This window comes from Polyangium jinanense (assembly GCF_028435265.1).
Classification (GTDB): domain Bacteria; phylum Myxococcota_A; class Polyangia; order Polyangiales; family Polyangiaceae; genus Polyangium; species Polyangium jinanense.
The window spans coordinates 352,287-374,930 of record NZ_JAGTJK010000002.1; the positions used below are offsets into that span (position 1 = coordinate 352,287).

20 protein-coding genes are annotated in these 22,644 nt (G+C 69.6%); 12 read left to right on the plus strand and 8 right to left on the minus strand.

Annotation, left to right across the window (positions count from 1 at the left end):
- The first annotated feature begins 8 nt into the window (after positions 1-8).
- From KEG38_RS05815 to KEG38_RS05825, 3 genes are all read left to right on the plus strand, one after another.
- Positions 9-1,967 carry an NADH-quinone oxidoreductase subunit H gene (locus KEG38_RS05815; RefSeq protein ID WP_272418036.1) on the plus strand — a complete coding sequence of 653 codons (1,959 nt, stop codon included), beginning with the start codon at positions 9-11 and terminating at the stop codon, positions 1,965-1,967.
- Between the two features lie 207 nt (positions 1,968-2,174).
- On the plus strand, positions 2,175-3,788 hold the full coding sequence (locus KEG38_RS05820) for a hypothetical protein (RefSeq protein WP_272418037.1): 1,614 nt from the start codon (positions 2,175-2,177) through the stop codon (positions 3,786-3,788).
- Positions 3,785-4,960, plus strand: a complete 1,176-nt coding sequence (locus KEG38_RS05825) for a serine protease (RefSeq protein WP_272418039.1) — start codon at positions 3,785-3,787, stop codon at positions 4,958-4,960. Before KEG38_RS05820 ends, KEG38_RS05825 begins: the two co-directional genes overlap by 4 nt.
- Positions 4,961-5,039: 79 nt before the next feature.
- On the opposite strand, the gene KEG38_RS05830 is transcribed toward KEG38_RS05825, so the two are convergent.
- Complete coding sequence (locus tag KEG38_RS05830; protein ID WP_272418040.1) at positions 5,040-5,984, minus strand: hypothetical protein; 945 nt, start codon at positions 5,982-5,984, stop codon at positions 5,040-5,042.
- A 412-nt stretch (positions 5,985-6,396) separates the two neighbouring features.
- Positions 6,397-6,567, minus strand: coding sequence for a hypothetical protein (locus KEG38_RS05835; RefSeq protein WP_272418041.1), 171 nt, complete (start codon positions 6,565-6,567; stop codon positions 6,397-6,399).
- A 74-nt stretch (positions 6,568-6,641) separates the two neighbouring features.
- Between KEG38_RS05835 and KEG38_RS05840 the strand changes: the two genes are divergently transcribed.
- Positions 6,642-7,517, plus strand: a complete 876-nt coding sequence (locus tag KEG38_RS05840) for an alpha/beta fold hydrolase (RefSeq protein WP_272418042.1) — start codon at positions 6,642-6,644, stop codon at positions 7,515-7,517.
- A gap of 132 nt (positions 7,518-7,649) precedes the next feature.
- Here KEG38_RS05840 and KEG38_RS05845 read toward each other — a convergent pair whose 3' ends face one another.
- Positions 7,650-8,366, minus strand: coding sequence for a hypothetical protein (locus KEG38_RS05845; RefSeq protein WP_272418043.1), 717 nt, complete (start codon positions 8,364-8,366; stop codon positions 7,650-7,652).
- A gap of 139 nt (positions 8,367-8,505) precedes the next feature.
- On the opposite strand from KEG38_RS05845, the gene KEG38_RS05850 reads away from it, so the two are divergent.
- The 4 genes from KEG38_RS05850 to KEG38_RS05865 all read left to right on the plus strand — a co-directional run bounded on the left by KEG38_RS05850 (position 8,506) and on the right by KEG38_RS05865 (position 12,031).
- Positions 8,506-9,048, plus strand: coding sequence for a hypothetical protein (locus KEG38_RS05850; RefSeq protein ID WP_272418044.1), 543 nt, complete (start codon positions 8,506-8,508; stop codon positions 9,046-9,048).
- On the plus strand, positions 9,045-9,458 hold the full coding sequence (locus tag KEG38_RS05855) for a hypothetical protein (protein WP_272418045.1): 414 nt from the start codon (positions 9,045-9,047) through the stop codon (positions 9,456-9,458). Before KEG38_RS05850 ends, KEG38_RS05855 begins: the two co-directional genes overlap by 4 nt.
- Before the next feature lie 82 nt (positions 9,459-9,540).
- Entirely contained in the window at positions 9,541-11,196 is a 1,656-nt protein-coding gene (gene ffh / locus KEG38_RS05860) for a signal recognition particle protein (RefSeq protein WP_272418046.1), read from the plus strand.
- 13 nt (positions 11,197-11,209) lie between these two features.
- A complete protein-coding gene (locus KEG38_RS05865) occupies positions 11,210-12,031 on the plus strand; it encodes a carbohydrate-binding family 9-like protein (protein ID WP_272418047.1) in 822 nt (273 codons plus the stop codon).
- Positions 12,032-12,038: 7 nt separating this feature from the next.
- Here KEG38_RS05865 and KEG38_RS05870 read toward each other — a convergent pair whose 3' ends face one another.
- Positions 12,039-13,316, minus strand: coding sequence for an agmatine deiminase family protein (locus KEG38_RS05870; protein ID WP_272418048.1), 1,278 nt, complete (start codon positions 13,314-13,316; stop codon positions 12,039-12,041).
- Between the two features lie 670 nt (positions 13,317-13,986).
- Between KEG38_RS05870 and KEG38_RS05875 the strand changes: the two genes are divergently transcribed.
- Positions 13,987-14,607: a hypothetical protein gene (locus KEG38_RS05875; protein WP_272418049.1), complete on the plus strand. Its 621-nt coding sequence runs from the start codon at positions 13,987-13,989 to the stop codon at positions 14,605-14,607.
- A gap of 67 nt (positions 14,608-14,674) precedes the next feature.
- Here the strand turns inward: KEG38_RS05875 and KEG38_RS05880 are convergent, their stop codons facing one another.
- The 3 genes from KEG38_RS05880 to KEG38_RS05890 all read right to left on the minus strand — a co-directional run bounded on the left by KEG38_RS05880 (position 14,675) and on the right by KEG38_RS05890 (position 17,216).
- Positions 14,675-16,279 (minus strand): protein kinase domain-containing protein, encoded by a 1,605-nt coding sequence (locus KEG38_RS05880; protein ID WP_272418050.1) that lies wholly within the window; start codon positions 16,277-16,279, stop codon positions 14,675-14,677.
- A gap of 82 nt (positions 16,280-16,361) precedes the next feature.
- Positions 16,362-16,847 carry a hypothetical protein gene (locus KEG38_RS05885; RefSeq protein ID WP_272418052.1) on the minus strand — a complete coding sequence of 162 codons (486 nt, stop codon included), beginning with the start codon at positions 16,845-16,847 and terminating at the stop codon, positions 16,362-16,364.
- Between the two features lie 27 nt (positions 16,848-16,874).
- Positions 16,875-17,216 carry a hypothetical protein gene (locus tag KEG38_RS05890; RefSeq protein ID WP_272418053.1) on the minus strand — a complete coding sequence of 114 codons (342 nt, stop codon included), beginning with the start codon at positions 17,214-17,216 and terminating at the stop codon, positions 16,875-16,877.
- A 192-nt stretch (positions 17,217-17,408) separates the two neighbouring features.
- On the opposite strand from KEG38_RS05890, the gene argC reads away from it, so the two are divergent.
- The 3 genes from argC (at position 17,409) to KEG38_RS05905 (ending at position 21,902) form a co-directional block, all read left to right on the plus strand.
- Positions 17,409-18,455, plus strand: a complete 1,047-nt coding sequence (gene argC / locus KEG38_RS05895) for an N-acetyl-gamma-glutamyl-phosphate reductase (RefSeq protein WP_272418055.1) — start codon at positions 17,409-17,411, stop codon at positions 18,453-18,455.
- Positions 18,456-18,522: 67 nt separating this feature from the next.
- Positions 18,523-20,649: a bifunctional glutamate N-acetyltransferase/amino-acid acetyltransferase ArgJ gene (gene argJ / locus KEG38_RS05900; protein ID WP_272418056.1), complete on the plus strand. Its 2,127-nt coding sequence runs from the start codon at positions 18,523-18,525 to the stop codon at positions 20,647-20,649.
- 14 nt (positions 20,650-20,663) lie between these two features.
- Positions 20,664-21,902 carry an NAD(P)/FAD-dependent oxidoreductase gene (locus KEG38_RS05905; RefSeq protein ID WP_272418057.1) on the plus strand — a complete coding sequence of 413 codons (1,239 nt, stop codon included), beginning with the start codon at positions 20,664-20,666 and terminating at the stop codon, positions 21,900-21,902.
- Here KEG38_RS05905 and KEG38_RS05910 read toward each other — a convergent pair.
- Positions 21,868-22,602: a hypothetical protein gene (locus KEG38_RS05910; protein WP_272418059.1), complete on the minus strand. Its 735-nt coding sequence runs from the start codon at positions 22,600-22,602 to the stop codon at positions 21,868-21,870. The two genes, KEG38_RS05905 and KEG38_RS05910, sit on opposite strands and share 35 nt — an antisense overlap.
- Positions 22,603-22,644 lie beyond the last annotated feature (42 nt).

Below are 22,644 nucleotides of genomic sequence, written 5' to 3' on the forward strand. Positions count from 1 at the left end.
GCCGGGCCATGCCCGGTCATGGAAGGATCACGCTCGCCCTCGCCTGTCTCCTGGCGAGCGGCTGTAACGTGAACGACAGCGCGCCCGATCTCCTGCGGGTGGTCGACGTGGCGCCGCGCGAGCTCGAGTCGGGCGATCGGCTGGAGGTGCTCGGGACGAACCTGCCGACCGGAGAGGCGCGCGAGGCGACGATCACGTTCCGCGGGACGCTGAAGCGGCCCGGAGAAGCGCCGATCGAAGGGCAAACGATCGTCGTCGACAAGGCGAGGATCTCGACCGACAAGGTGAGCGCCGCAGTGAGCGAGGCGCTCGTGGCGCGGTTCTGCAGGCAAGGCGATGAGTCGGCGCACACGACGTTCCACGGCGACGTGACGGTCACGCTGGAGACGAAGGCCGAGGGCGCGCTGCCCGTGACGGGATCGGTCAAGGAGGTGACGATCGACGTGCGGCCGAAGGCGCCGCGGCGCGCGATCGCGCTGGCACGGGAGCGCGACGGGCAGCGGGCGCTCGACTTCCTGGGGATCACGGTTTCACCGGACGCACCCACGTCGAACGGGCTCGTGGTGGCGGCGGTTCGTCCGGACAGTCCCGCAGCCGCGGCGCGGATCGAGGGCGGCGACGTGATCACGAGCTTCGAGGGCGTGAAGGTGACGAGCGTGGCCGACGTGATTCCGAGCGGCGAGGAGCGCGCGCCACTCGTGGCCGTGCAGCGCGGCGCGGAGGAGCCGCGGATCGTCCCGATCTCGATCGAAGGGTTCCACGCGAGCGCGCCTTCGGATCTGCTCGGCGCGGCCATCGTGCTGGGTTTGTCCGCGGCGACGCTGCTCGTGTTCGCGACGCCGCTCGGCGCGCTCGTGGCGTGGCTCGTGCGGCGTGTGGCGTCGCGGCTCGCAGGGCAGCGGAGCGGGAAGAAGACGCTCGCGCGCTCGCCGGTCGCGCGGCTCGCCGCGGAGGTGCATCGCGAGGTGGCCTCGGCGATCGCGCCGCCGGACGCGGATCCGATCCTGTCGAAGCTCGCGCCGGTGCTCGCGTTCGCGGCGATCTCGGCGACGTTCGTGGTGATGCCGTTCTCGCAAAGGTTCGTGGGCGCGGACCTCGATGTCGGGATGCTGTTTCTGCTCGCGCTCGTGGCGCTGCTCGGGCTCGGGTTCGTGACGGGTGGGTCGCTCGCGGGGGAGCGCTGGTCCGTGCTGCGAGGTCTGCGCGGCGCAGGGCGGGTGCTTCTGCAGGAGCTGCCGGCCGTGGTGGCGATCGTGTGCGTCGTGTCGAGCACGGGGTCGCTCCGGCTCGAGGACATCGTGGCGGCGCAAGGTGGGCAGGGGGGATCGCCGCTCGACGCGGGCGGGTGGCCCTGGCACTGGTTCGTGTTCCGGAACCCGGCGACGTTCGTGCTGTTCCTCGCGTACGTGACGTCGATGATCACGGCCGACGGGCGTGCGCCGGGCGCGCTGCGGGAGGCGGAAGCGAGCGGGGAGGAGCTCGCGCCACCCGCAAAGGTCGGCGCGCGGCAGCTTCTGTTCTACTTCGGGGAGTGGGCGCACGTGTTCGTGGCCTGCGGGATCGCGAGCGCGATCTTCCTCGGCGGCTGGCAGCTCCCGGGCGTGGCAGGCGCGACGCAGGAGAGCGCGGGCGCGCTGAAGATCGTGGGCGCGCTGCTCTTCTTGCTGAAGAGCTGGGGCCTCGTGCTGACGGTGGTGTGGCTGCGCTGGGCGCTGCCGCGGCTCTGCGCGGAGGAGCGGTCGCGGATCGCGCTGCGATGGTTCTTGCCGCTCGCGATCGTGGCCTCGGCGTTCGTTCTGCTCGGCGCCCTTGCGACGACGGTGATCAGCTTCGGCCGGAACGCCGGGCTCGTGAGCGGAGTGGTCACGTTCGTGACCTGGGCCGCCTTCGCCGCCCATTTCGTGCGCCGGATCCAGGTGGACCTGCGAGAAACGCGAACCCCGCTGCACCTGAACCCCCTGATCTGATCGGGGCGAACGGGCCGGAAAAGGCGGCGCGGATCACGGCGCACGCACATTGTGCCCGCGGCGGGCCGTGTTCGCTTTATCCTCTGCGCGGTGGGAGCCGCGAGCCGAACGGCCCGGGAGTTCTGCACGGTGTGCGGATGGCCCGTCCACGGGCCACGCTGCGACGCCTGCGGGGAATACCGCGCGCCGCTGGCGCTTGAAGATTCGATGCGGAGGTTCGTGCCGCGCGGGCACGCGTCGCTCGATCCTTCCGGGCTGGAGAGGGCGACGGAAGCGTTCCGGCGTGGCGAGTATGCGCGCGCGCTCGGCATCGTCGCCTCTGCCGAGTCGAACCTGACGGCGCGCGCGGTGAACCTGCCCGAGGGGCCGGGCTGGGCGCTCATCGGCAAGGAGTCGAGCGTGTTCCTGTCGCTCGACATGCAGTCGATGCACCTCATCGTGGAGTCGCCGGTGGCGCGCCTGCCGCGCAGCCAGCGCGTCCCCGCGATGCGGCTGTCGCTCGAGCTCTGCGACGAGGAGGCGATCACGTCACGCGTGTGCCTGCGGGACGATCTGCTCCTTCTGCGCTTCGTCACGCAGCTCGGCGCCGCGTCGCCGCCGCTCGTGCGGCACGTGATCCGCGAGATGATGGCGACGTCGGAGCGGTACGCGGAGATCTTCGTGGCGTCGTTTGATGCGCGCACCGCGGCACACGGAGATGCGCGCGGAGGCGGTGGATGGGAGTCGCTCGGGAGGAAGCGGACGCTCTCGACGTTGCAGCCGGCGCCGCAGCGACGATCAGTCGTGCCGCCGCCGCCCTCGACGCTCAGGCCCGCGGACAACGCGACGCCGCCGGATGACGATCTGCCGCCGATCCTCGCGCCGGCCTTCGCGAACGATGCGTCGCGGCCTCCCGTCGCGGAGGAGGAGCTGCCGCCGGTGCTCGCGCCGTTCCGCCTCTCGGATACGTGGCGCGGCGAGGACGGCGTGCCGCCGGTGCTCGCGCCTCCCGAGAACGTGCCGCAGACGGCGCGGCTCGGTGTTCCGCAGACGTCCGCGTTCGCTGCGCCGCCTGGGCCCGACCGCGAGCCGCCGCCGGAGACCGCGCGCCTCGGGGCGATCCCGTCGCTCACGACGCCGATGCCGTTCGCCGCGCCCGGCGCGCGTCGACGCACGGTGCCCGGGATGCCCGCGGTCGAAGGCGCGACGCGCCCCGGCTCGCCAGACCTCGACGATGCTGCGGCGCGCCGCGCGCTCACGCCCGCGGACAAACTCTGCGAGCTCTTGCATCAGGCGCAGGCGCTCGCGACGGCGCTGAGCTACGAGGAGCGGCCCGCGACGATGCTCCTGCTCGTGCGCGCCGCGGTGTATCGCGCGATCTACGAGTTCGGCGAGCACGTGCCCGACGCGGTCTCGTACCTCTACCGGAACGCGTCGGGCGTGACGCGTGCGATCTGGCCGAGCGCGTCGCCCGGCGGCAAGCGTCCGTCGTCGCCGATCCCGATGGCCGAGCCGGCGCTGCTCGCGATGGAGCGGATCGTCGCGGCGCGCGCGCTTCTCCCGAAGGAGAGGGCGTTCATCGTCGAGCCGCTCGCGACGGCGGCGCAGGCGCGTGAGCACCTGGCGAAGTACGTCGAGGAGATCGAGCTCGCGCCGCAGGACGCGACGCTCCGCCACTTCCTCGCGCTCGGCGCGCTGACGGAGTTGCTCACACGGACGCGTTTGCCACAGCAGACGTCGCAACGCTTGAAGGACATCGTGGCGCACGCGCATCGCGACGTGCCCAAGCAGGCGGCGCTCGATCTGATGATGACGGCGCTGAAGAGGATCGCGTCCGGATGAGCTCGCGTATCGCCTCGTCGCTCGCGGATTTCATGCAACACGGCAACCCGGGAGAGAGCGTGCTCGGCGTCGCGCGGCGATCGGTCGTGACGGTGACGTCGGGGACGTCGAGCGGCACGGGCTGGGTCGCGCTCGGCAACGGCGTGGTCGTGACGAGCTGGCGCACCGTGGGCTTCCAGTCCGAGGTGGTGCTCTCGACCGAGGAAGGCAGGCGCGCGGCGGGTCGCGTCGTCGCCGTGGACGCGGAACGGGATCTCGCGTTCGTGCTCCCACTCGAAGCGATCGGCGCAGCGCCGCTGCCCTTGCGCGCGGATCCGTTGCCGCGGCTCGGCGAGCCCGTCACCACGCTGATCGCGGCGCCAGGCGATACCTTCGTGACGGCGATGGCCGTGGTGTGCGCCGAGGGGCGCGGCGGCGAGCTCGCGGCGCTCGATCCGGATCTCGGCGCGCGCGCCGGGCGCGGCGGCTCTCCCGTGATCGATGCGGCCGGGCGTGTGATCGGTGTGATCACCACGGCGCGGCGCATCGGCCGGGATGCGCTCGATCGCGCTCGGTGCATCCTGCCCGTCGGTCTCCTCGCGCGGGACCTCCGCGCGCTCGACGTGCCTGCGTCGGAGCTCGGCGAGCGCACCCTCATTCACCGCTGCCCTGGCTGCACGGAGGCGTTCTCCGCGGACAACGATCGTTGCGAGTCGTGCGGGATCCTCTTGCCGCATGCGTTCGAGACCGAGTCGGCCGGGGCCGAGCGCGTGGTGCGCGACGCGCTCACCGCGCTCGGGATCGTCGCGAACAAGGCACGCACCGGGCCGCGATCGTGGCGCATTCATCATCGCGCGCTCGGCGGAGACGCGACACCTTCCGAGGTGACGATCCGCCTCGACAGCGCGGGCTTGCAGGTGATCTTGCGCGTGCCGCTCGTGCGTGTGCCTTCGGCGAACCACGAACCGTTCTACCGGCTCCTGCTCACGGCGAACGATCAGACCTCGGGCGTGTGTCGCCTCTCGCTCGCGGGGGATGTCGTCGTGCTCTCCTTCTCCGAGCCCGTCTCCGCGTTCGCGAGCGAGCACGACATCGCCGCGGTCTTCCACGACCTCGTGCGGCTCGCCGATCAGTACCGCAAGGTGCTTGCCGAGCTCTTCGGCGCCGAGCCGCTCCGCGACGGCTCGTGGTGATCACGGGTTCGGAAAGAAAAAACCGATCCCGGGCGAACCGAAGCCCGGGATCGGGAGGAGGAGTCGACGACCGCGACGCTCAGTAGGCCTTGTTGATGTCGCCCTTGCCGCCGCTGTACTGAACGTCGCCCTTGCTCGGGGCGTACTGGCTGTCGCCGCCGCTGTACTGGATGTCGCCCTTGCTGGGGCCGTACTGGACATCGCCCTTGCTAGGGCCGTACTGGACATCGCCCTTGCCGGGGCCGTACTGCACGTCGCCCTTGCCGGGGCCGTACTGCACGTCGCCCTTGCCGGGGCCGTACTGCACGTCGCCCTTGCCGGGGCCGTACTGCACGTCGCCGCCGTACTGCGTGTCGCCCGGGCCGATGTCGAACTGATCGTCGGCGCCGCCGTACTGGCCCTCGTCGCCGTAGTACTCGTCGCCCTTGCCGGGGCCGTACTGGATGTCGCCCTTGCCGGGGCCGTACTGGATGTCGCCCTTGCCCGGGCCGTACTGCGTGTCGTCGTAGCCGTAGGCGCCGCGCGCGTCGCACGTGATGCGCTCGCGCGCGTACGGCAGGTTGTGTGTCTCGTCGAGCAGGCGCACGTTCACGATCGTGACCCGCATGAGCACCGGCTGTTGGTAGCTGCCACGGCAAGCGCCCGCGCCGCGGAACCGATCCCGCGGCATGAGAAACTCGCCGTAGACGCGGCCCTGCCGGGACGCTTGGAAGCTCTTCGCGTCGTTCCACGAATCGCGGAGGACGATCGGCTCGCCGGCGAAGTTTCCGCGCTGATCCTGGCAACGGTACGTCGCCTGGAGGTCGGCGTTGATCGAGTACCGGGCGAACTGCCGGCGGATGTTCATCTGCTCGAAGCCGAACCGCAGGTCGCCGTTGTCGAGGAAGCGGGCGTCGACCTGACCGAAGCGCGGGTTGTAGTCGTAGCCGCCGTAGCCGCCGTCCGCCGACGCGTCGCCGATGCTCAGGAAGGGTGCGCTCGTGGCGATCGCCGCCGCCATGAGGAGTTGGATCGACTTCTTCATCGAGATACCTCTCCTTGTCTCGCGTGGTGCCCTGCGCGTGGCGTGCGCCGCGTGCAGGGGACGACGCCTTGCGACCAGCAGCGGGTGCTCGTCGTCGAGGCGCGCGCTCACCTCGCAATGCAAGGCGGCGGCCGTCGGCCGATCCGGCCCCGTGCATCCAGCCTGCGTGAACGCGCGGCGGCGCATGCGGGGAATTCGCGGACCACGTGGCGCTCGTTCTCCACGGATCGCCGCGCTTTTTTGCCACGTCTGCCCCGAGGCGATCGGCGCCGTCTGCGGCGGTTCGCAGCGCGTTCGTCCGGCGCGTTCGGACGTGCGTCGATTTTGCCCCCGTCTATTCGCCCACGACCCGAGCGTGCGCACACGCGCCGGACACGTCGACACGAGCCGATCGGGACGTACGCGTCCGTCGTCAGTCCTTCTGCGACTTCTTCGAAACGACAGCCGCGAAGACGAGGCCAATCGGGCCGAGCACCGCGCACGTGAGGAACCAGAAGCAGCCGCCGCGGCCCTTCGTCGTGGCGATCCAGGCGCCGAGGATGCCGCAGAGCAACCAGACCGGAATCCCGAGCTCGAGCTTCATCACCGCTGACGCTAGCACGCGGACGCACGTCGCGCGGTCGCCGGCTCTCACGCCGCATCGTGTAGCCTCTCGGCATGGCTGAGACGAAGACGCTCGAGACGAAGACGCTCGACCTCGGCGATGTCGAGCTCTCCTGCACCGTGCACGGCGACGGTCCCCTCGTCCTCTGCGCGCACGGCTTCCCCGACGACGCGCGCTCGTTCCGCGCCCAGATCGATCCCCTCGTCGCGCGAGGCTTCCGCGTCGCGTGCCCGACGATGCGCGGCTACGCGCCGAGCGGCATCCCGAAGAGCCGTCGTTACGACGCCGAAGCACTCGGCCGTGACCTCGTCGCGCTCGCGGATCGACTCTCGCCCGGCTCGCCCGTGCGCCTCGTCGGTCACGACTGGGGCGCCATCGCGGCGTATGCGGCGACCGCGCTCGCGCCCGCGCGCTTCTCCCACCTCGTCACGATCGCCGTGCCGCACCTCCGCGCCACGCTCCCGAAGCTCGCGCTTCCCGCGCAGCTCCGCCGCTCCTGGTACACCGCGTACTTCCAGCTCCGCGGCATCGCCGAGCGTGGCCTCGCGAAGAACGACTTCGCGCTCATCGATCGTCTCTGGCGCGACTGGTCCCCCGGCTACACGGCATCCCGCGAGGACCTCGATCGCATCAAGGCCGGCATCGCCCCGCGCGTGACCGAGGTCATCGCCTACTACCGCGCGTTCTTCACGCCGAGCGCGCTCTTCGGGGAGGCGCGGCGTCTGCTCCTCGAGAAGACGACCGTCCCTGCGATTCACATCCACGGCGAGGACGACGGCTGCGTCGGCGTCGAGCTCACGCGCGACATCGAGCGACATTTCCTCGCGGGCATCCGCGTGCACACCATCCCGCGCGCGGGCCACTTCGTGCACCTCGAGCGGCCCGAGATCGTGAACCCGATCCTGCTCGATTTTCTCGGCGCGCCCTGAGAGGGTGCTCCACAGGCTGCTGCGCGGCTCGATGCGTCGGTCGGCCTCGCTCGACGTACGGTGTACGCCTCGCTCGGCCTCCCTAGCCTCGAGCCGCTCGCGACGCCTGTGGCAGCACCCTCTGATGCGCGACTAGCGCGCTTCGCCGTCTCGTACGCGCGCGAGCACGCGCACGATGCCCGCGAAGTTCCACGCCGCGAAGCCGAGGAAGAGCGCCACCAGCGCGACGGCCCATCGCGACGCGCGCGGCGAGCTCCCGTCGATCAGCACCCATGCGTCGTCGGGCACGACCTTGCTCGTCTGCGCGTGCACCGCTTCGGGCAGGCGCGCGTGGCGCAGACCTGCTTTGCGGAACGGAACGAGCCGGCCGGCGAAGCTCGTCGGCGGCACGAAGCGTGGACCCTCGAAGCCCTCGGGCACGCGGATCTCCACCCAGATCTTCTCGTTGCCCGCGACGGGCGCGAGCCGGAACGAATCTCCCTCCGCCGCGCGTCCGTACCGGATCGCCCCCGTCGTGCCGAGCAGGCCCGACGTGCGCACGTAGCGGTTCTCCACATCCGCGCTGGGCGTGAGCGTCGCGAGATCCGGCACCTCCACGAGCTGGCCCTGCGTGAGCGCGTAACGCGCTTCTCCGGAGAGCACGAAGGCCATCCAGGCGGCCGCGAGCGCCGTGATCCCCATCAGCACCACCGTCGCCGTGCGCTCGCGTTTCGGCGGCGCGGGCAGCGCGACGAGCTCGGGATCCGACCCCGCGGCGTCGAGGGACGGCGGGCGGGGCGCGGTCAGGGTGGGCGACGGATCGCGGGGCACGAGCAGGGCGGTGGGGGTCGGGTAGCGGTTTCCGGTCACGAGTATAACCGACGGACATCGCCGGGCGGGCCCGGTTCCTTCGGCCTCGCGTCGGATTTCCGCCGCCTGCCCGTCCGGTTCCTCGGGGCCGGGCGGGGGATCTCTTGCCCTCGTGGCCTCGCTTTTCTAGCCTACGCGCGTGGCAACGTCCGCGAAGAAGGTTTCCTCCGTCGCCTGCCCCTCCTGCGGCGTGACGAACTCGCCCGTCCCGCCGAGCGGCCGGTGCGTCTCGTGCGGCGCGTCGATGGAGCTCGGCCGGAGCCGCGACGAAGGCGAAGGGCGGCGCGGCCCTGACGGCTTCAGCGTTGCCTGGGCCGGCATCGCGCTGCTCGTGCAGGCCGTGCTCACGGCGGCGATCGTCGTCGGCTTGCCGATGGTCGTCAGCGCCTTCGACTTCGAGGGCCGCTACGGCATGATGATCGCGGTGCCCGTGTGGTTCGTCGGGGGCATCCTGCTCGGCATGATCTCGCCTGGAAAGACGGTGGCTGAGCCCGTCGTCGCCACGATGCTCGTCGCGATCCCCACGGTCTTTCAGCTCATGAAGTCGCAGACCGTGCGGACACTGCCGCTCTTCATGTACGTCATCCTCGCGGTGATCGGCGTGCTCTTCACGATGGTCGGCTCCTACATCGGCGAGCGCATCCAGATGGGCCCGGCGCCGAAGCGCGCGGGCGCGGATTGACCTTCCGAACCACGCTCCTCCTCGCGTTGGGCCTCGGCTCTGCCCTCGGCTGCACGTCGGCCGAGGCTGAGGAGGAGCGCGCGCTCCTCGCGGCGATCGAGGCGCTCCGCAACGCGCCCGCGGAGGACCTCGGCGGGCGGAAGAACCTCCTTTCGGCGCTCGAAAAGAAGCCGGCCCGAAGCCCCGAGGCCCAGCGCGCCCGGGACGGTTGCGCCGAGGCGTACCGGCTCCTCCTCGAAGGCAAGGAGGGCACCGAGGGCGTCAAGCGCGCGCTCGGTGGCGGGGGGCCCGTGCCGACAACCCTGCTCGCCGACCTCGCCGCGGCCGAGGAGAAGATCAAGAAAAGCAGCGAGCAGGCCATGCCGGCCTGTGAGAAGGCGGCGGCCGAGCTGCGCCTTCGCCGCCGCTGACGGAGTATTCGGAACCAGGCAAGGGAAAACGCGCCCTGGGGGGTACGGGACGCGCGCGCCTCGTGCTAAAGAGCGCCCCCGTATGTTCGACACGCTCGCCCGAGGTTTTCGTCAGGCCCGCAACCGCCTCGCGGGGCTCACGGAGCTCACCGAGTCCAATATCGAGCCCGCGCTCCGCGAGGTGAGGCTCAGCTTGCTCGAAGCCGACGTCGAGATCGGCGTCGTGAAGGCCTTCTTGAGCCGCGTGAAGGCGAAGGCCGTCGGCCGCACGCTCGAAGCGAAGGTCAAGCACGAGGGCGAGACGATGCAGGTCTCGGCGAGTGATCACTTCGTCAAGATCTGCCACGACGAGCTCGAGGCCATGATGTCGCACGAGGGCGAGCCCATCGTGTGGGCGTCGGGTCGCCCGACCGGCCTCATGATGGTTGGTCTCCAGGGCTCCGGTAAGACCACGACGTGTGCCAAGCTCGCTCGGTACATCTCGAAGCAGGGCAAGAAGCCCATGCTCGTCGCGGCCGACATGCAGCGCCCGGCGGCCGTCGAGCAGCTCAAGGTGCTCGGCAACCAGATCAAGATCCCGGTCTTCAACATCGCGGGCAAGTCGCCCGTCGAGATCTGCGCGGCCGCTGAGGCCGAGGCGAAGAAGCTCGGCCGCGACGTCATCATCTACGACACCGCGGGCCGCCTCGCGATCGACGAGAAGCTCATGCAGGAGCTCGCGGAGATCAAATCGCGCGTCGCGCCGGACAACATCTTCCTCGTGGTCGACGCGATGATCGGCCAGGACTCGGTGAAGACGGCGCGCTCCTTCCACGAGCGTCTCGGCATCAGCGGCGTCGTGCTCACGAAGCTCGACGGTGACGCGCGCGGCGGCGCGGCGATCAGCATCAAGGAGGTCACGGGCGCGCCCGTCCTCTTCAGCGGCATCGGCGAGACGACGGACAAGTTCGAGGAGTTCCGCGCCGACGGCATGGCGAGCCGCATCCTCGGCATGGGCGACGTCGTCGGCCTCATGCAGGACTTCGAGCAGGTCGTCGATCAGAAGAAGGCAGAGAAGGACGCCGAGCGTTTGCTCCAGGGCGACTTCTCGCTCGACGACTTCCTCGAGCAGGTCCGCATGATCCAGAAGATGGGGTCGCTCAAGGACCTCGTCGACAAGCTCCCGCTCGGCGGCATGTTCCCCGGGGGTTTGCCGAAGGACGTGAACCTCGATGACCGCGAGCTCGTGCGGATCGAGGCGATCATCCAGTCGATGACGAAGTTCGAGAAGCGCGACCCGTACGCGCTCATCCGCGAGCCGAAGCGGGCCGAGCGTATCGCGAAGGGCTCGGGCTCGAACCCCGAGGCCGTCGCGGAGCTCGTGCAGAAGTTCCTGTTCATGAAGCAGATGATGTCGGGGCTCGGCCAGAACCTCGGCATGATGGGCAAGATCCCCGGCCTGAAGCAGATGGCCCAGATGCGGAACATGCAGAAGGCCATGGCCGGCGGCGGCGGCATGCCTGGTTTCCCGGGCATGGGCATGCCGGGCATGGGCATGCCGGGCATGGGGATGCCGGGCTTCCCGGGCATGGGCATGCCAGGCTTCCCCGGGATGGGCATGCCGGGCATGGGCATGCCGGGCGGCGGCGCCGAGGGGCCGAGCATGACGAAGATGCGCACGCTCAGTCAGGCCGAGAAGAACGCGAAAAAGGCGCAACGCAAGCGCGAGCGCGACGCGCGGAAGAAGGGCCGGAAGTAGGAGGCACGCGCGCATGCGTCGAGCTCTCTTCGTCGCGTGCGCGCTTGCCATCGCCGCGTGCTCGCGGGATTCGGTCGCGCCGCCGGAAAAACAGGTTGGCGGGACGAACACGCAGGGGGCGTCGACCGAGGATCCGCGGCGCGTGATCAAGGAGATCGCCGTGAAGGCGCTGGCGCCCGGCGACGCGGTCACGATCGACGGCAAGCTCGACGAGCCGGCGTGGGCGAAGGCGGCGGACACGGGTCCGTTCGTCGACGTCTCGTCTGGCGCGCCAAACCCGCGGATCCCGGTGCAGGGCAGCGCGCGGCTCCTCTGGGACGACCAGTTCCTTTACGTCGGCTTCGACGTCAAAGACACCACGATCCGCGGCGGTTTTCCCACGGACGCGCCCGATCCGCACCTCTGGGAGCGCGACACCGTCGAGTTGATGATCGATCCCGACGGCGACGGCGACAACAAGGACTATTACGAGATCCAGATCAATCCGCAGAACCTCGTCTTCGACTCGCAGTTCGACGATTACAATCGTCCGCGAGGCGGAAACGCCGGGCCGTTCGGGCACCAGGAATGGAGTGCGGGGCTCGAAAGTGCGGTCGTTCTGCGCGGCACGATCGACGACGACAAGGACAAAGACGAGGGATACACCGTCGAGGCGAAGATTCCCTGGAAATCATTCGCAAAAGCGAAAGCGTCGCCCCCCGCGCCCGGGGACACCTGGCGGATGAATTTGTATGCGATGCAGAACAACGGCGGCGTCGCCTGGTCGCCGATCCTCGGGATGGGGAATTTTCACAAGGCGGCGCGGTTCGGCCGGGTGAAGTGGGTGCGCGAGTAGGCGGCCCTCAGAGCGGTTCCTGCTGCGTGATGCAATGAACGCCGCCGCCGCCGAGGTTCACGGCCTCGGCGTCGATCGGGACGACTTTCCGCCCCGGAAAAACCTCGCCGAGGATCCGCAGCGCGGCCTCGTCTTTTTCTTTCACGCGCGGCGACCTTCCCTCCTTGGAATACACCTGCGCGAGGACCACGCCGTTCGTGACCAGGAAATTCAGGTAACTCGTCGACACGATGATCCGCACCGGCTTGCCCTTCGGAAAAGGCACGCCGCTCGTGTATCGCATCTCCTTCATCGACTCGTAGACGCCGTCTCCGGGCCCGAGCGTGTCGTAGAGCGGCTCGGGCATCGGGACCCGCACGATCCGGAAAGGACGCCCGTCCTGATCGCCCGCCGCTTCGATCGCCGCGCGCGCCTTTTCGAGCCGCTCGCGCGTCATCGCCCGGATCGGGTCTTCTTGCGCCTCGGCCTCCGTCACCTCGCCGAGCAGGATCGTGTGGGCATCGGCGAACCGCGCATACTCGTCGATGTGTCCTCCCGGCGTGAGCGGCGTATAAATGCCGCCCGGGAGCGGCCCTTCCCAGGTCGCATCGTCCTCCGCGATTCCTTGCGGCAGCCACACGAAATGCGTTGCGCCGAGCGTCCGCCGGAACTCCGCCTCGATCTGCTCGCGCGAGAGCCCCGGGTTTCGTTGCCGCTCCACCTGCTCGGTGAGCATCAACGTCCCCGCGCCGTTCGACTCCCGATCGCCGCCTTCGCTCGACATGCTCGATCGCACGACGGGCAGGCCTCGTAGCGCCGCCACCTTTCGATCGACGGCATCCTCGATCAACCCCGTCCGGCTCGAACGATCGAAACCGGGATATCCCCAGGCATTGAACGCGTAATCGACGACCGCGCGCCCGCCGCCGCTCGTCTTCACGAAGATCGGCCCCATGTCCCGCAGCCAGATGTCCGCGTGCGGCACGGCGTGGATTCGTACGTGATCGGACGGCACGGCATCCCGGGCGAGCCGCTCCCGGATCATGCCCGCCTCCGCCTCGTCCTGGGCGAGCAGGTCGACCGACACGTGGCCGTGGAGCGCGCGGAGGATGTCCTCCACGACGGGCTCGGTCGGGTGCCCCGCCTTGTTCTGGTAGGTCGGCCAGGCGAGCCAGATCGACGCGTGCGGCTCGAACTCCGCCGGGAACGAATACGTCTCGCGGGCCTCGGCCTTCCGTACGGGCGCGTCCGGTGCCTTCGTGCACGCGGCGAGAAAGAGGCCAAGGAAGGCGAAGGCAATACGCATCGAAGCGCGACTCGTATCACGAATCTCGGGGAGGGTCTCGACGCCAACCATGGGGGCGGATGCTAGAGGGGGCTCGCGTCGGGCTTCAAGGACGGAGGAGGCCCGGAGACGCCGCGGTCCTCTGCGCGGGAGGGCTCGGACGCGTCGGCGACGGCTTGCCGGGGCGTTCGAGGTGGCTGAAGTGGCATTGCAACGCGTTGCGGGGGCGCTCGGGGCGCCGGAAGTGGGGTTGCAACGTCGACGGGCGGGACGTGGCAGGGCGCGCAGGGGCGTGCGCGGTTGCGCCGGGAGGAGCGGCGCCCGAGGCGCGCGGTGCGAACGTCGGCCCCGTCGGCGGAGGACGCTCGAACCTGCATGCCAACGCGTCGACGGAGCGGTTTGGGCGAAGCGCGCGGGGTGGCGACGCGTCGACGTTCGGCTTTTGGCCCCCGAGAGGACCTGCGGAACTCTCCCTGTGCAGAAGGGCGGGCGGAGGCGGGGGCGTCGCTCCGTGGCGAACGCGGTTCGGACCTTTCAAGTGGAATGTCGAGCCGTTGCGGAACGACTTTCCGCGCCAGGCCCACGTGTGAAACTGGCGGGTTCGTTTTCCTGAGCGCTCGCCCCAGGCGATGAGCGCAGCGCACGCGTCTCGAGCGATCACATTGCGCGAAGTTGAGCTATCGTCGCAAGCATGCGAATGTTTTCGGCACTCTTGGGGATGGTCCTTCTGGGCGCGGCGAGTTTGCTCTCCGCGTGCGAAGGCGACTCGACGAACAACGATTCGGGGGGCGCGGGCGGCACCGGTCCGACAGGAAGGCAGGCCTGTTACGATTACTGTCACGCGCTCGAGGTGAACAGCTGCCCGAAGGCGTCGGACACGTGCACGAAGCAGTGCGACGGTCTCATCGACTTGTACACCACCGAATGCGAGGACGAATTGGGTGCGGCCTACGCCTGCCGTCTGCCATTCACGTCGACTTGCGCGGACGAGGAGGGCGCGTGCAAGGACGAGTGGGACACGTTCGAGATGTGCGGGGGGATGCACGGGTGTCTCATCTTGGGCTCGGACTCGTGCCCGGGAGGCGCGGACATGAACGGCGACGTGAGCTGCGGCTGCGGCGACCTCTGCTTTGGCAAGACCTACCAGACCGACTGCTCGACGCCTGCCGGCGGCACGATGACCTGCAAATGCCTCATCGACGGCGTCGAGGTGGGCACGTGTGACGATGGAGACCAGCTGTATTGCAAGTCTGCTACAAGGGGCTGCTGCCAGGCCGAATATTTCAAGATTCCCCCGCCGTGGGGGCTCTGATTCCGAAGGCCAACCTGGTTGCGGTTCTCCCAGCGAAAAGCGAGCGACAAGATGAAGGGCTTATCTGTCAGGCGTCGCTTTGCAATGCCGCCCGCGTCGCCCGCTCGATCAAATCGATCGCCGACTTCTCCAGCGGATCGACCCGCTCCGCGCCCACGCGTAGCCGCACCGTGAGCCGCCGCGTCTCCTTGCGCTTGCCGAACTCCTCGCGGAGCTTCTCGCTGAGCGCCTTCGCGAGCGCGCGCGAGAAGTTGCTGCCCGCGTCCGGCACGATCAGCACGAGGCTCGACGGGCCATACCGGCCGAGGAAACTCTTTCGACCGTAGAGCCCGTGCAGTGTGGTCACGAGCTCCCGCAGGTCGGCCTCGATCGTCGCCTTGTCCCGCGTCGGATCGAGGCCCCGGAGCGGTAGCTCGAAGACGACGATCGAGAACTTCGTGCCCTTCATCTTCGCCTTCGCGATTGCCTCGTCGAGCGTCAGGCGCAGGTAGCGCTCGCTGTAGGCGCCCGTCGCCGGATCCCGGAACAGCGGGACGTTGTCCTCCCACGACTCGTGGACCGGCTTCGCCTTGCTCTTCGGCGGCTTCGACGGGACCGAGGCCGGAGCATGTGCGTCGGCGTAGAGGAGAGGTTTGTCCGCGTAGAAGAGCGGTTTTTCAGGGGCCGGCGCCGGCCGCGCGGGCATGGGCGAGCTGAGACGCGGGGTCGACGGCGGGGGCAGGGCGACCGCGATCGTGGCGTTCGAGGTCACGACGCCGAGGGCCTCGCAGAGCTCGGCGATCGCGTGCGTCGCGCGCTCGGGGCGCCTCTGTGGTTCGAGGTTCGTGGTGCGCGAGAACCAGGCGTCGAACGGGGGCGTGATCCGCACACCACGCCGCGCCGCGCGGGTCGTCGCCGGTTCGGGCGGGCCCGCCATGATCCGCTTGAAGAGCACGAAGAGCGAGAGCGAGCTCTTCGCCTCGCTCATCCAGTACGCCTCGCCGGAGAGCAGCGTGTAGGCGAGGTGGCCGAGCGCGTAGACGTCGGCGCGCGGGCCGATCGCGCCGTCGCCCTGCACCTGCTCGGGCGCCATGTAGAGCGGCGTGCCGACGATCGCCGTGCGCCTTTGGAACGTCGTCTCCACCATCACCTTGGCGACGCCGTAATCCAGGATCTTCAAGCACGGGCTTCCGTCGTCGCGCGTCGTGATGAACAGGTTCTCGGGCTTGAGATCCCTGTGCACGATGTTCGCCGCGTGCGTCTTGTCGAGCGCGATCGCCGCCTGTCCCAGATAGAGCACGACCTCGGCCGGCGGCAGGGCGCCGCGCCGCGCGAGCATGCTGCCGAGCTCTTCGCCCGAGAGCAGGTCCATCACGAGGAACGGCATGCTCGTGCTCTCGTCGATGCCCGCGTCGGAGACCTGGACGATGTGGTCGCTCTCGATGCCGCCCGTGATCGTGGCCTCCTGCGCGAACCGCTCGCGCAGGATCGGGTCCTCGATGGTGCCCGGCAGCATCACCTTGAGCGCGCGCCTTCGCCGCGTCGCCTCGTCGGCGACCTCGTACACGGCGCCCATGCCGCCCGCCTTGATGCAGCGGATGACGCGGTATCGGCCGTGAAAAAGCGCGTCGGGTACGAGCACGTGGGCGCGGCGCCGCCTTGCCGGAACGAAGGAGGCGAGCGCGGAGAGCATGGATGAAGATGGGGACGTAGATCAAGGCCGACGCGTCGGCCTCCGCACGCGTCTCACGTCCCCCGGTCGTGTGTCCCCTGGATCAGGGAGCTTCGTCGTCGACCTCCGCGCTCGAGGCGACCGCGTCCACCGAGAGCACCGTCAGCATCGACGACGTCGGGAAGTCGGTGTCGACGGGCGTATCGGTGTTCGAGAGGATGCGGAACGGCAGCAGCTCGAGCGTGGTGCTCACCTCCGAGCCGTCGCGGGCGATGAGCGTCGCGTCGCCCTTGTACGTCCCTTCGGGCAGCTTCACGCTCATCTGCATCTCCCTGCAGGGCTGATATGCGCGCGCCACGGTGCGGTCGGACATGTCGCGGATGACGAGCTCCATGCGATCGGCGCCGTAGGTCCGGCAGAGGCTCGGGTCGAAGCGGCCTCCGATGGACCAGGTTTGCGTCACCGTCCCCGTATCGCGGCCGATGGGCACGTACACGACGGACCCCTCGGCCAGGCACCCCATCGCGGTGGGGGCGAGCGAAAGCACAAAGGCCGCGGAGCCTGCCCATTTCATGATCGAATCGCGCATGGAAAACCTCCCCCTGTCTGTCATCGGTCAACGAGGCCGGTACTCGCGATGGATCTCGCGTGGTTTCGTGGGACGAACCGGCGGGTAGCCGTACTCGACCGCGGGCGGCGGCACGGCGCGCGGCGCGGTCTGGACGTTCGTGCGGTAACGCGCGAGCTCAGGCGGCTCCTCGAGGAACACGACCCAGCCATTGTCCGTCGGCCAGTACCAGCGTCCCTCGACGAGGTAAGCGAGCCGGCCCCGATAGGCGACGGCCGGGTACGTATTCACATCGATGGGAACCGCCTCCGCATACGCCACGTCGTACCCGCCCACGTTCGGGGTCCCGGCCGACAGCGTCGCGGTACAGCCCGCGGCCAGCATCGACAATGCGATGACGGGCGCGAATATCCACGCGCCGCGATTCGTTCGACGATATCGTCCGTCCGGGGCGCCAACGTTGCTTCTGATCCGCACAGGTCACCTCGCTTTCGACTCGGACGAGCAACCGAGGTGCCATCACGCGGCGAGCATGCACAACCGTTTGACAAGGGCGTCATCGCTCAGTAGGGAAGCGCGCCCGTGAGCGCCTCCAAAGTCCCCGTCTCGATCCTCGGCGTCAGTGGCTTCGCCGGCAGCGAGCTCGCGCGGCTCGTCGCCGAACATGCGTCCCTCTCGCTCGCGGGTGTCGCCGCGGATCGATGGCAGGGATCGAAGCTCGGTGATCGCGTGCGTGTGCCCGCGAGCGTCGGAAAGCTCCCTGTCGCGCCGATGAGCGACGCCGTCGCCGTGGCCCGGCAGAGCGAGGTCGCGCTGCTCGCGACGCCCGCCGAGGTCTCGGCCAAGCTCGCGCCGGAGCTCCTTTCGCACGGCGTGCGCGTCGTTGATCTCTCGGGCGCGTTTCGCCTGGAGGATCCGGCCGCGTATCCGCGCTGGTACGGCTTCGAGCATCCCGCGCCCGAGCTCCTCGCCGAGGCGCACTACGGTTTGCCCGAGGTCGCCTCCGCCTCGACGCGCACGGGCGGCGCGAAGGACGCGCGCCTCATCGCGAACCCCGGTTGTTATGCGACGGCCGCGATCCTCGCGCTCGCGCCGCTCGTCGAGGCGGGCGCGATCGACCCGGCTTCGATGTACGTCGACGGCAAGAGCGGCGTATCGGGCGCGGGTCGCAAAGTTGAAGAGCGCCTCCTGTTCATGGAGGTCGACGAGAACCTCTCGGCGTACCGCGTGGGCAACCACCAGCACACGCCCGAGATCGAGCAAGCGCTCTCCCGCGCGGGCCGCGTGCGCGCCTCCGTGACGTTCGTCCCGCATCTCCTGCCCGTTCGTCGAGGCCTGCTCGTCACGGCCTTCGCGCGCCTCTCCGGCGCGGTCCCGCACGACCAGATCGAAGCGCTCTTCCGGCGCGCGTACGCCCCTGCCGACCTCGTCGAGGTGCGCGCGCCGGAGGACGTCACGCTCGCGCAGGTCGCGTACACCCCGTACGCGCGCCTCGGCGTTCGTGCCGACGCCGAGCGAGGCTCGGTCGTCGTCACGTCGGCGCTCGACAACCTGCTGAAGGGAGCCGCCTCCCAGGCGCTCCAGAACCTCTGCGCCATGATCGGCGCGCCGCCGCTTTCGCCGCATTGACAGACAAAAAGAAGGGCTCCCCCGCGTCGTGATTCGCGCCGCGGCTCCCCCTACCCCGAGGTGGCCCGTGAAGATACCGCTTGGATTCTCGTTCGCCGGGGCCTCTGCCGGCATCAAGGTCAAACGCCCCGATCTCGCGCTCGTGCTCTCGGAGGTTCCCGCCGTCGCGGCCGGATGCTTCACGCGCTCGAAGTCGCGCGCGGCGTGTGTCGACTGGAACGTCGCGCGGCTGCCTCGCAAGGACGCGCGCGCGATCGTGGCGAACAGCGGCAACGCGAACTGCCTCGCGGGCGACGAGGGCGTCCAGGCGAACCAGCGCATGGCCGCGTCCGTCGCCGACGCGCTCGGCGTCCCCGTCGACGCGGTCCTCACGTGCTCGACCGGCGTCATCGGCGTGCCTCTGCCGCATGGAAAAGTCTCCGCTGCGGTCCCCGGCCTCATCGCCAAGCTCAGCCAGGATCCCACGCCTGCGGCCGAGGCGATCCTCACGACGGACACGTGCACGAAGCTCGCCTCGCGCGAGATCTTCCTCGGCGGTGATCGCGTGCGTATCGCGGGCATCGCCAAGGGCTCGGGCATGATTCACCCGAACATGGCCACGATGCTCGCGTTCCTCGTGACCGACGTGGCCATCGACGTCTCCGTGCTCGACGCGATCCTGCATGCGGCCGTCGACGAGACGTTCAACATGGTCAGCGTCGATCGCGACACGTCGACGAACGATCAGGTCCTCGTGCTCGCGAACGGCATGGCGGAGAACGATCCGATCACGCGCCGCGACTCGCCCGAAGCGCAGAGCTTCGCCGCTGCGCTCATCGACATCTGCCGCGAGCTCGCGCGCACGATCGCCGCCGACGGCGAGGGCGCGCAGCACCTCATCACGGTCACCGTGCGTGGCGCCGAGGACCTCACGTCCGCGCGCGCGCTCGCTCGCGCCGTCACGGAATCGAACCTCGCGAAGGCGGCGTTTTTCGGGACGGACCCGAACTGGGGCCGTGTCCTCGCGGCGGTCGGCTCGCGCGCGGCCGAGCAGCACATTCGTTTCGATCCGACCGTGGCGAGCGTGCGCCTGCAGAACGTCCTCGTCTACGCGCAGGGCAAACCGCAGGCCTTCGACGCCGACGCGCTCCGCGCGCTTCTTCGCGGTGAAGAGGTCTTCGTCGACATCGAGGTCGGCACGGGCGTGGGTGAGGCGACGGCCTGGGGCTGCGACCTTTCCTACGATTACGTACGAATCAACGCCGACTACGCGGCCGTCCTCGTCGACCCCGCGGGCGGCCCGGTGCGCCGTGATCCGAGCCTCGACCACAAGACGCCGGAGCTCAAGGCCGACACGCTCGTGCAGGCGCTCCGCTACATCGAGCGCTTCGCCGGCACGCGCGCGGTCATCAAGTACGGCGGCGCCGCGATGGTGCGGGCCGACCTCAAGGATCGCTTCGCCGAGGACGTGCGCCTGCTCCAGGCCGTGGGTTTGCGCCCGATCATCGTGCACGGCGGTGGCCCCGAGATCTCGCGCACGCTCGAGCAGATGGGGCAGGCGACCGAGTTCGTCGACGGCCTGCGCGTCACGGACGCCGCGAGCTTGCGTATCGTCGAGATGGTCCTCACGGGCCAGATCAACAAGGAGGTCGTCGCCTCGCTCGCGCGCGCGGGCACGAAGGCCGTGGGGTTGTCCGGAAAGGACGGCGGCTTGATCGAGGCGCGCAAGATGAACATGCCGCCGGGCAAGGACCTCGGCTACGTCGGCGAGGTTGCGCGGATCGATCCCGACGTGCTCGAGCTTTTGCTCGGCAAGGGGTACATCCCCGTCATCTCGCCCATCGGCCTCGGCAAGGATGGGAACACGTACAACATCAACGCCGACACCGTCGCCGCGGAGGTCGCGGTCGCGTGCGGCGCGCGCAAGCTCATCTACCTGACCGACGTCGCGGGCATCCTCTCGAATGGCCTGCTCGTGTCGGAGATGAGCGCGGAGGAGCTCGACGCGCGCATGCGTGACGGCACGGTCACGGGCGGCATGCTCCCGAAGGCGGCGTCGATCCTGCGCGCGCTCGAGGGCGGCGTGGAGACGGTGCACATCATCGACGGCCGCGTCCCGCACAACGTGGTGGCGGAGCTCTTCACCTCGCGTGGCGTCGGCACGATGATCCGCGCAGGCGCGCCCAAAGAGGGCGAAGAATTCCCCATGGGCTGAGCCCCCTCGACACCATGCTCGACGCGGAGATCGTGATCGTCGGCGGAGGCCCCGCCGGCATCTCGACGGCGCTCTTCTTCGCGCACGCCGCACCTCGACTCGCCGAGCGGATCGTCGTGCTCGAACGAGCGACGTATCCGCGCGAAAAGATCTGCGCGGGTGCGATCGGCGCGCGCGCGGATCGGCTGCTCGCGTCCATCGGCGTGCGTGTCTTCGTCCCGTCGGTCCCGATCCACGGTTTGTCTGTGGATGCTTCGGGCCGAAGGCTCGCCGCGCGCGCCGAGGGACCGCCGATCGGCCGTGTCGTCCGCCGCTTCGAGTTCGATCACGCCTTCGCGCGCGAGGCCATGGCGCGTGGCATACGCGTGCGCGACGGCGTGAAGGTCACGGGCCTCGTGATCGGCGAACACGACGCGCGGATCGAGAGCTCGATCGGCGAGATTCGCGCACGCGCCGTCATCGGCGCCGACGGCGTCGGCAGCGTCGTGCGGCGCGCGCTCGGCTTGCCACGCGGCGCGTTCATGGCCCAGGCCGTGGAAGTCGACACCCCCGAAGCTCGCGGCGACGGCCCGCGCGACGTCCTCCATTTCGACATGGCCGCACGGGGTTTGCCCGGGTACGCGTGGGACTTTCCGACGCTCGTCCACGGACGGCCCATGGTTTGTCGTGGCATCTACGAGCTCCGCGCCGAGGGCGTACCCGAGCGCGCCGCGACCGAGCCTGCGCCGGCCGAGCGGCTCCTCGCTCGTGCGAACGACCAGGGCGTGGCCGTGCCCGCGTCCTCGCTGCGACGCTTCGCCGAGCGAGGCCTCTCCTTGCATGAGCCCTTCGCCCAGCCACGTGTGCTCCTCGTGGGGGAGGCGGCGGGCATCGATCCGGCGCTTGGCGAGGGCATCGCGCAGGCGATCCAGTACGGCTCCGTCGCGGGCCCGTTCCTCGCGCGCGCGCTCGAAGCGGGCGACCTCTCGTTCGCCTCGTTTCCTTCGGTGCTCCGCGAGAGCCGCCTCGGTTTGGATCTCCGCCTGCGCGCGCGCGCGGCGCGCTTCGTGTACGGCGGCGCGCGCCCCGTGATCGAGCGATGGGTCACGCGCTCGCACGCGCTCGCGCGGGCGGGGATGGATTATTTCGCGGGTGAACGAGTTGATCGGCGCGCGCTCGGCAGGAGTGCGCTCGATCTCGGAGGGGCGTTGTTCGGCTGGGCGCTCGATCAGGCGCGTTTCACTTGGGCGCCTCGGTCGGGGCCTTCGCCGTGACGTGCATGAAGTAGTTTCCGATCGCCTTGATCTTGAAGAACGCCGTCCCCGTCGCGTCGTCGATCTTCTCGGGCGCGACCACCGTCCACGTGATCTTCTCGCGGCCCTTGTCGTCGACCTTCAGCTCGCCGATCGCGAGGTTCGCGTCCTTCTTGTTGCCCGCGGGGAAGCTGAACTCGAAGGGTTTGTCCAGGGACTCGAGCGTGGGCAGATCCGGCGAGTTCTCGATCTGCACGAGCAGCCGGTAGATCTTCCCGATCGGCACGCCCGTCGACTTGCCCTTCGGATCGAGCTTGAACGTGATGATGTGCGGCGAGCCCAGCGAGCCTTCGCGAATGCGGAAGACGGCGCGGCCCGAATCGTCGCCGAGCTCGAGCTTCGCGCCCGGGCTCGTGGTGAAGATCGATTGCAGCTCCTTGTCGGAGCTCATCAGCACCGGCGGCCGCTCCTCCGCGGCGGACTTCGGCGGCGGCGGCGCTTCGGCGGACGCCGACGCCGTAGGCTTGGGCGGAGGCGTCTCGGGCGCGGCCGTTGGAGTCTCCGTCGGCGTGGGCGCAGGTGTCGCCGCGGGGGGCGGCTCGGGATTGGCCGGGGGCGGGGTCGGCTCGCCGCCGCACGCCACGGCAAAGGCGGCGATGAGCGCCGGCAATCCGAGGATCGAGGTGCGGAGCAGCTTGTCGAAGCGGGTCCGTAGACGCATGAAGCTCGGCGTAGGACGAGGTCGCGCGGAAGGCAAGTCCGA

Coding starts and splice junctions, on each gene's coding strand:
- KEG38_RS05830 (WP_272418040.1), bottom strand. CDS start 5,984: ATGAAGAAGTCGATCCAACTCCTCATGGCGGCGGCGATCGCCACGAGC.
- KEG38_RS05840 (WP_272418042.1), top strand. CDS start 6,642: ATGGCTGAGACGAAGACGCTCGAGACGAAGACGCTCGACCTCGGCGAT.
- KEG38_RS05880 (WP_272418050.1), bottom strand. CDS start 16,279: ATGCTCTCCGCGCTCGCCTCCTTCGTTCCGGCAAGGCGGCGCCGCGCC.
- KEG38_RS05815 (WP_272418036.1), top strand. CDS start 9: ATGCCCGGTCATGGAAGGATCACGCTCGCCCTCGCCTGTCTCCTGGCG.
- KEG38_RS05910 (WP_272418059.1), bottom strand. CDS start 22,602: ATGCGTCTACGGACCCGCTTCGACAAGCTGCTCCGCACCTCGATCCTC.
- KEG38_RS05885 (WP_272418052.1), bottom strand. CDS start 16,847: ATGCGCGATTCGATCATGAAATGGGCAGGCTCCGCGGCCTTTGTGCTT.
- KEG38_RS05865 (WP_272418047.1), top strand. CDS start 11,210: ATGCGTCGAGCTCTCTTCGTCGCGTGCGCGCTTGCCATCGCCGCGTGC.
- KEG38_RS05825 (WP_272418039.1), top strand. CDS start 3,785: ATGAGCTCGCGTATCGCCTCGTCGCTCGCGGATTTCATGCAACACGGC.
- KEG38_RS05820 (WP_272418037.1), top strand. CDS start 2,175: ATGCGGAGGTTCGTGCCGCGCGGGCACGCGTCGCTCGATCCTTCCGGG.
- KEG38_RS05905 (WP_272418057.1), top strand. CDS start 20,664: ATGCTCGACGCGGAGATCGTGATCGTCGGCGGAGGCCCCGCCGGCATC.
- KEG38_RS05875 (WP_272418049.1), top strand. CDS start 13,987: ATGCGAATGTTTTCGGCACTCTTGGGGATGGTCCTTCTGGGCGCGGCG.
- KEG38_RS05870 (WP_272418048.1), bottom strand. CDS start 13,316: ATGCGTATTGCCTTCGCCTTCCTTGGCCTCTTTCTCGCCGCGTGCACG.
- ffh (WP_272418046.1), top strand. CDS start 9,541: ATGTTCGACACGCTCGCCCGAGGTTTTCGTCAGGCCCGCAACCGCCTC.
- KEG38_RS05835 (WP_272418041.1), bottom strand. CDS start 6,567: ATGAAGCTCGAGCTCGGGATTCCGGTCTGGTTGCTCTGCGGCATCCTC.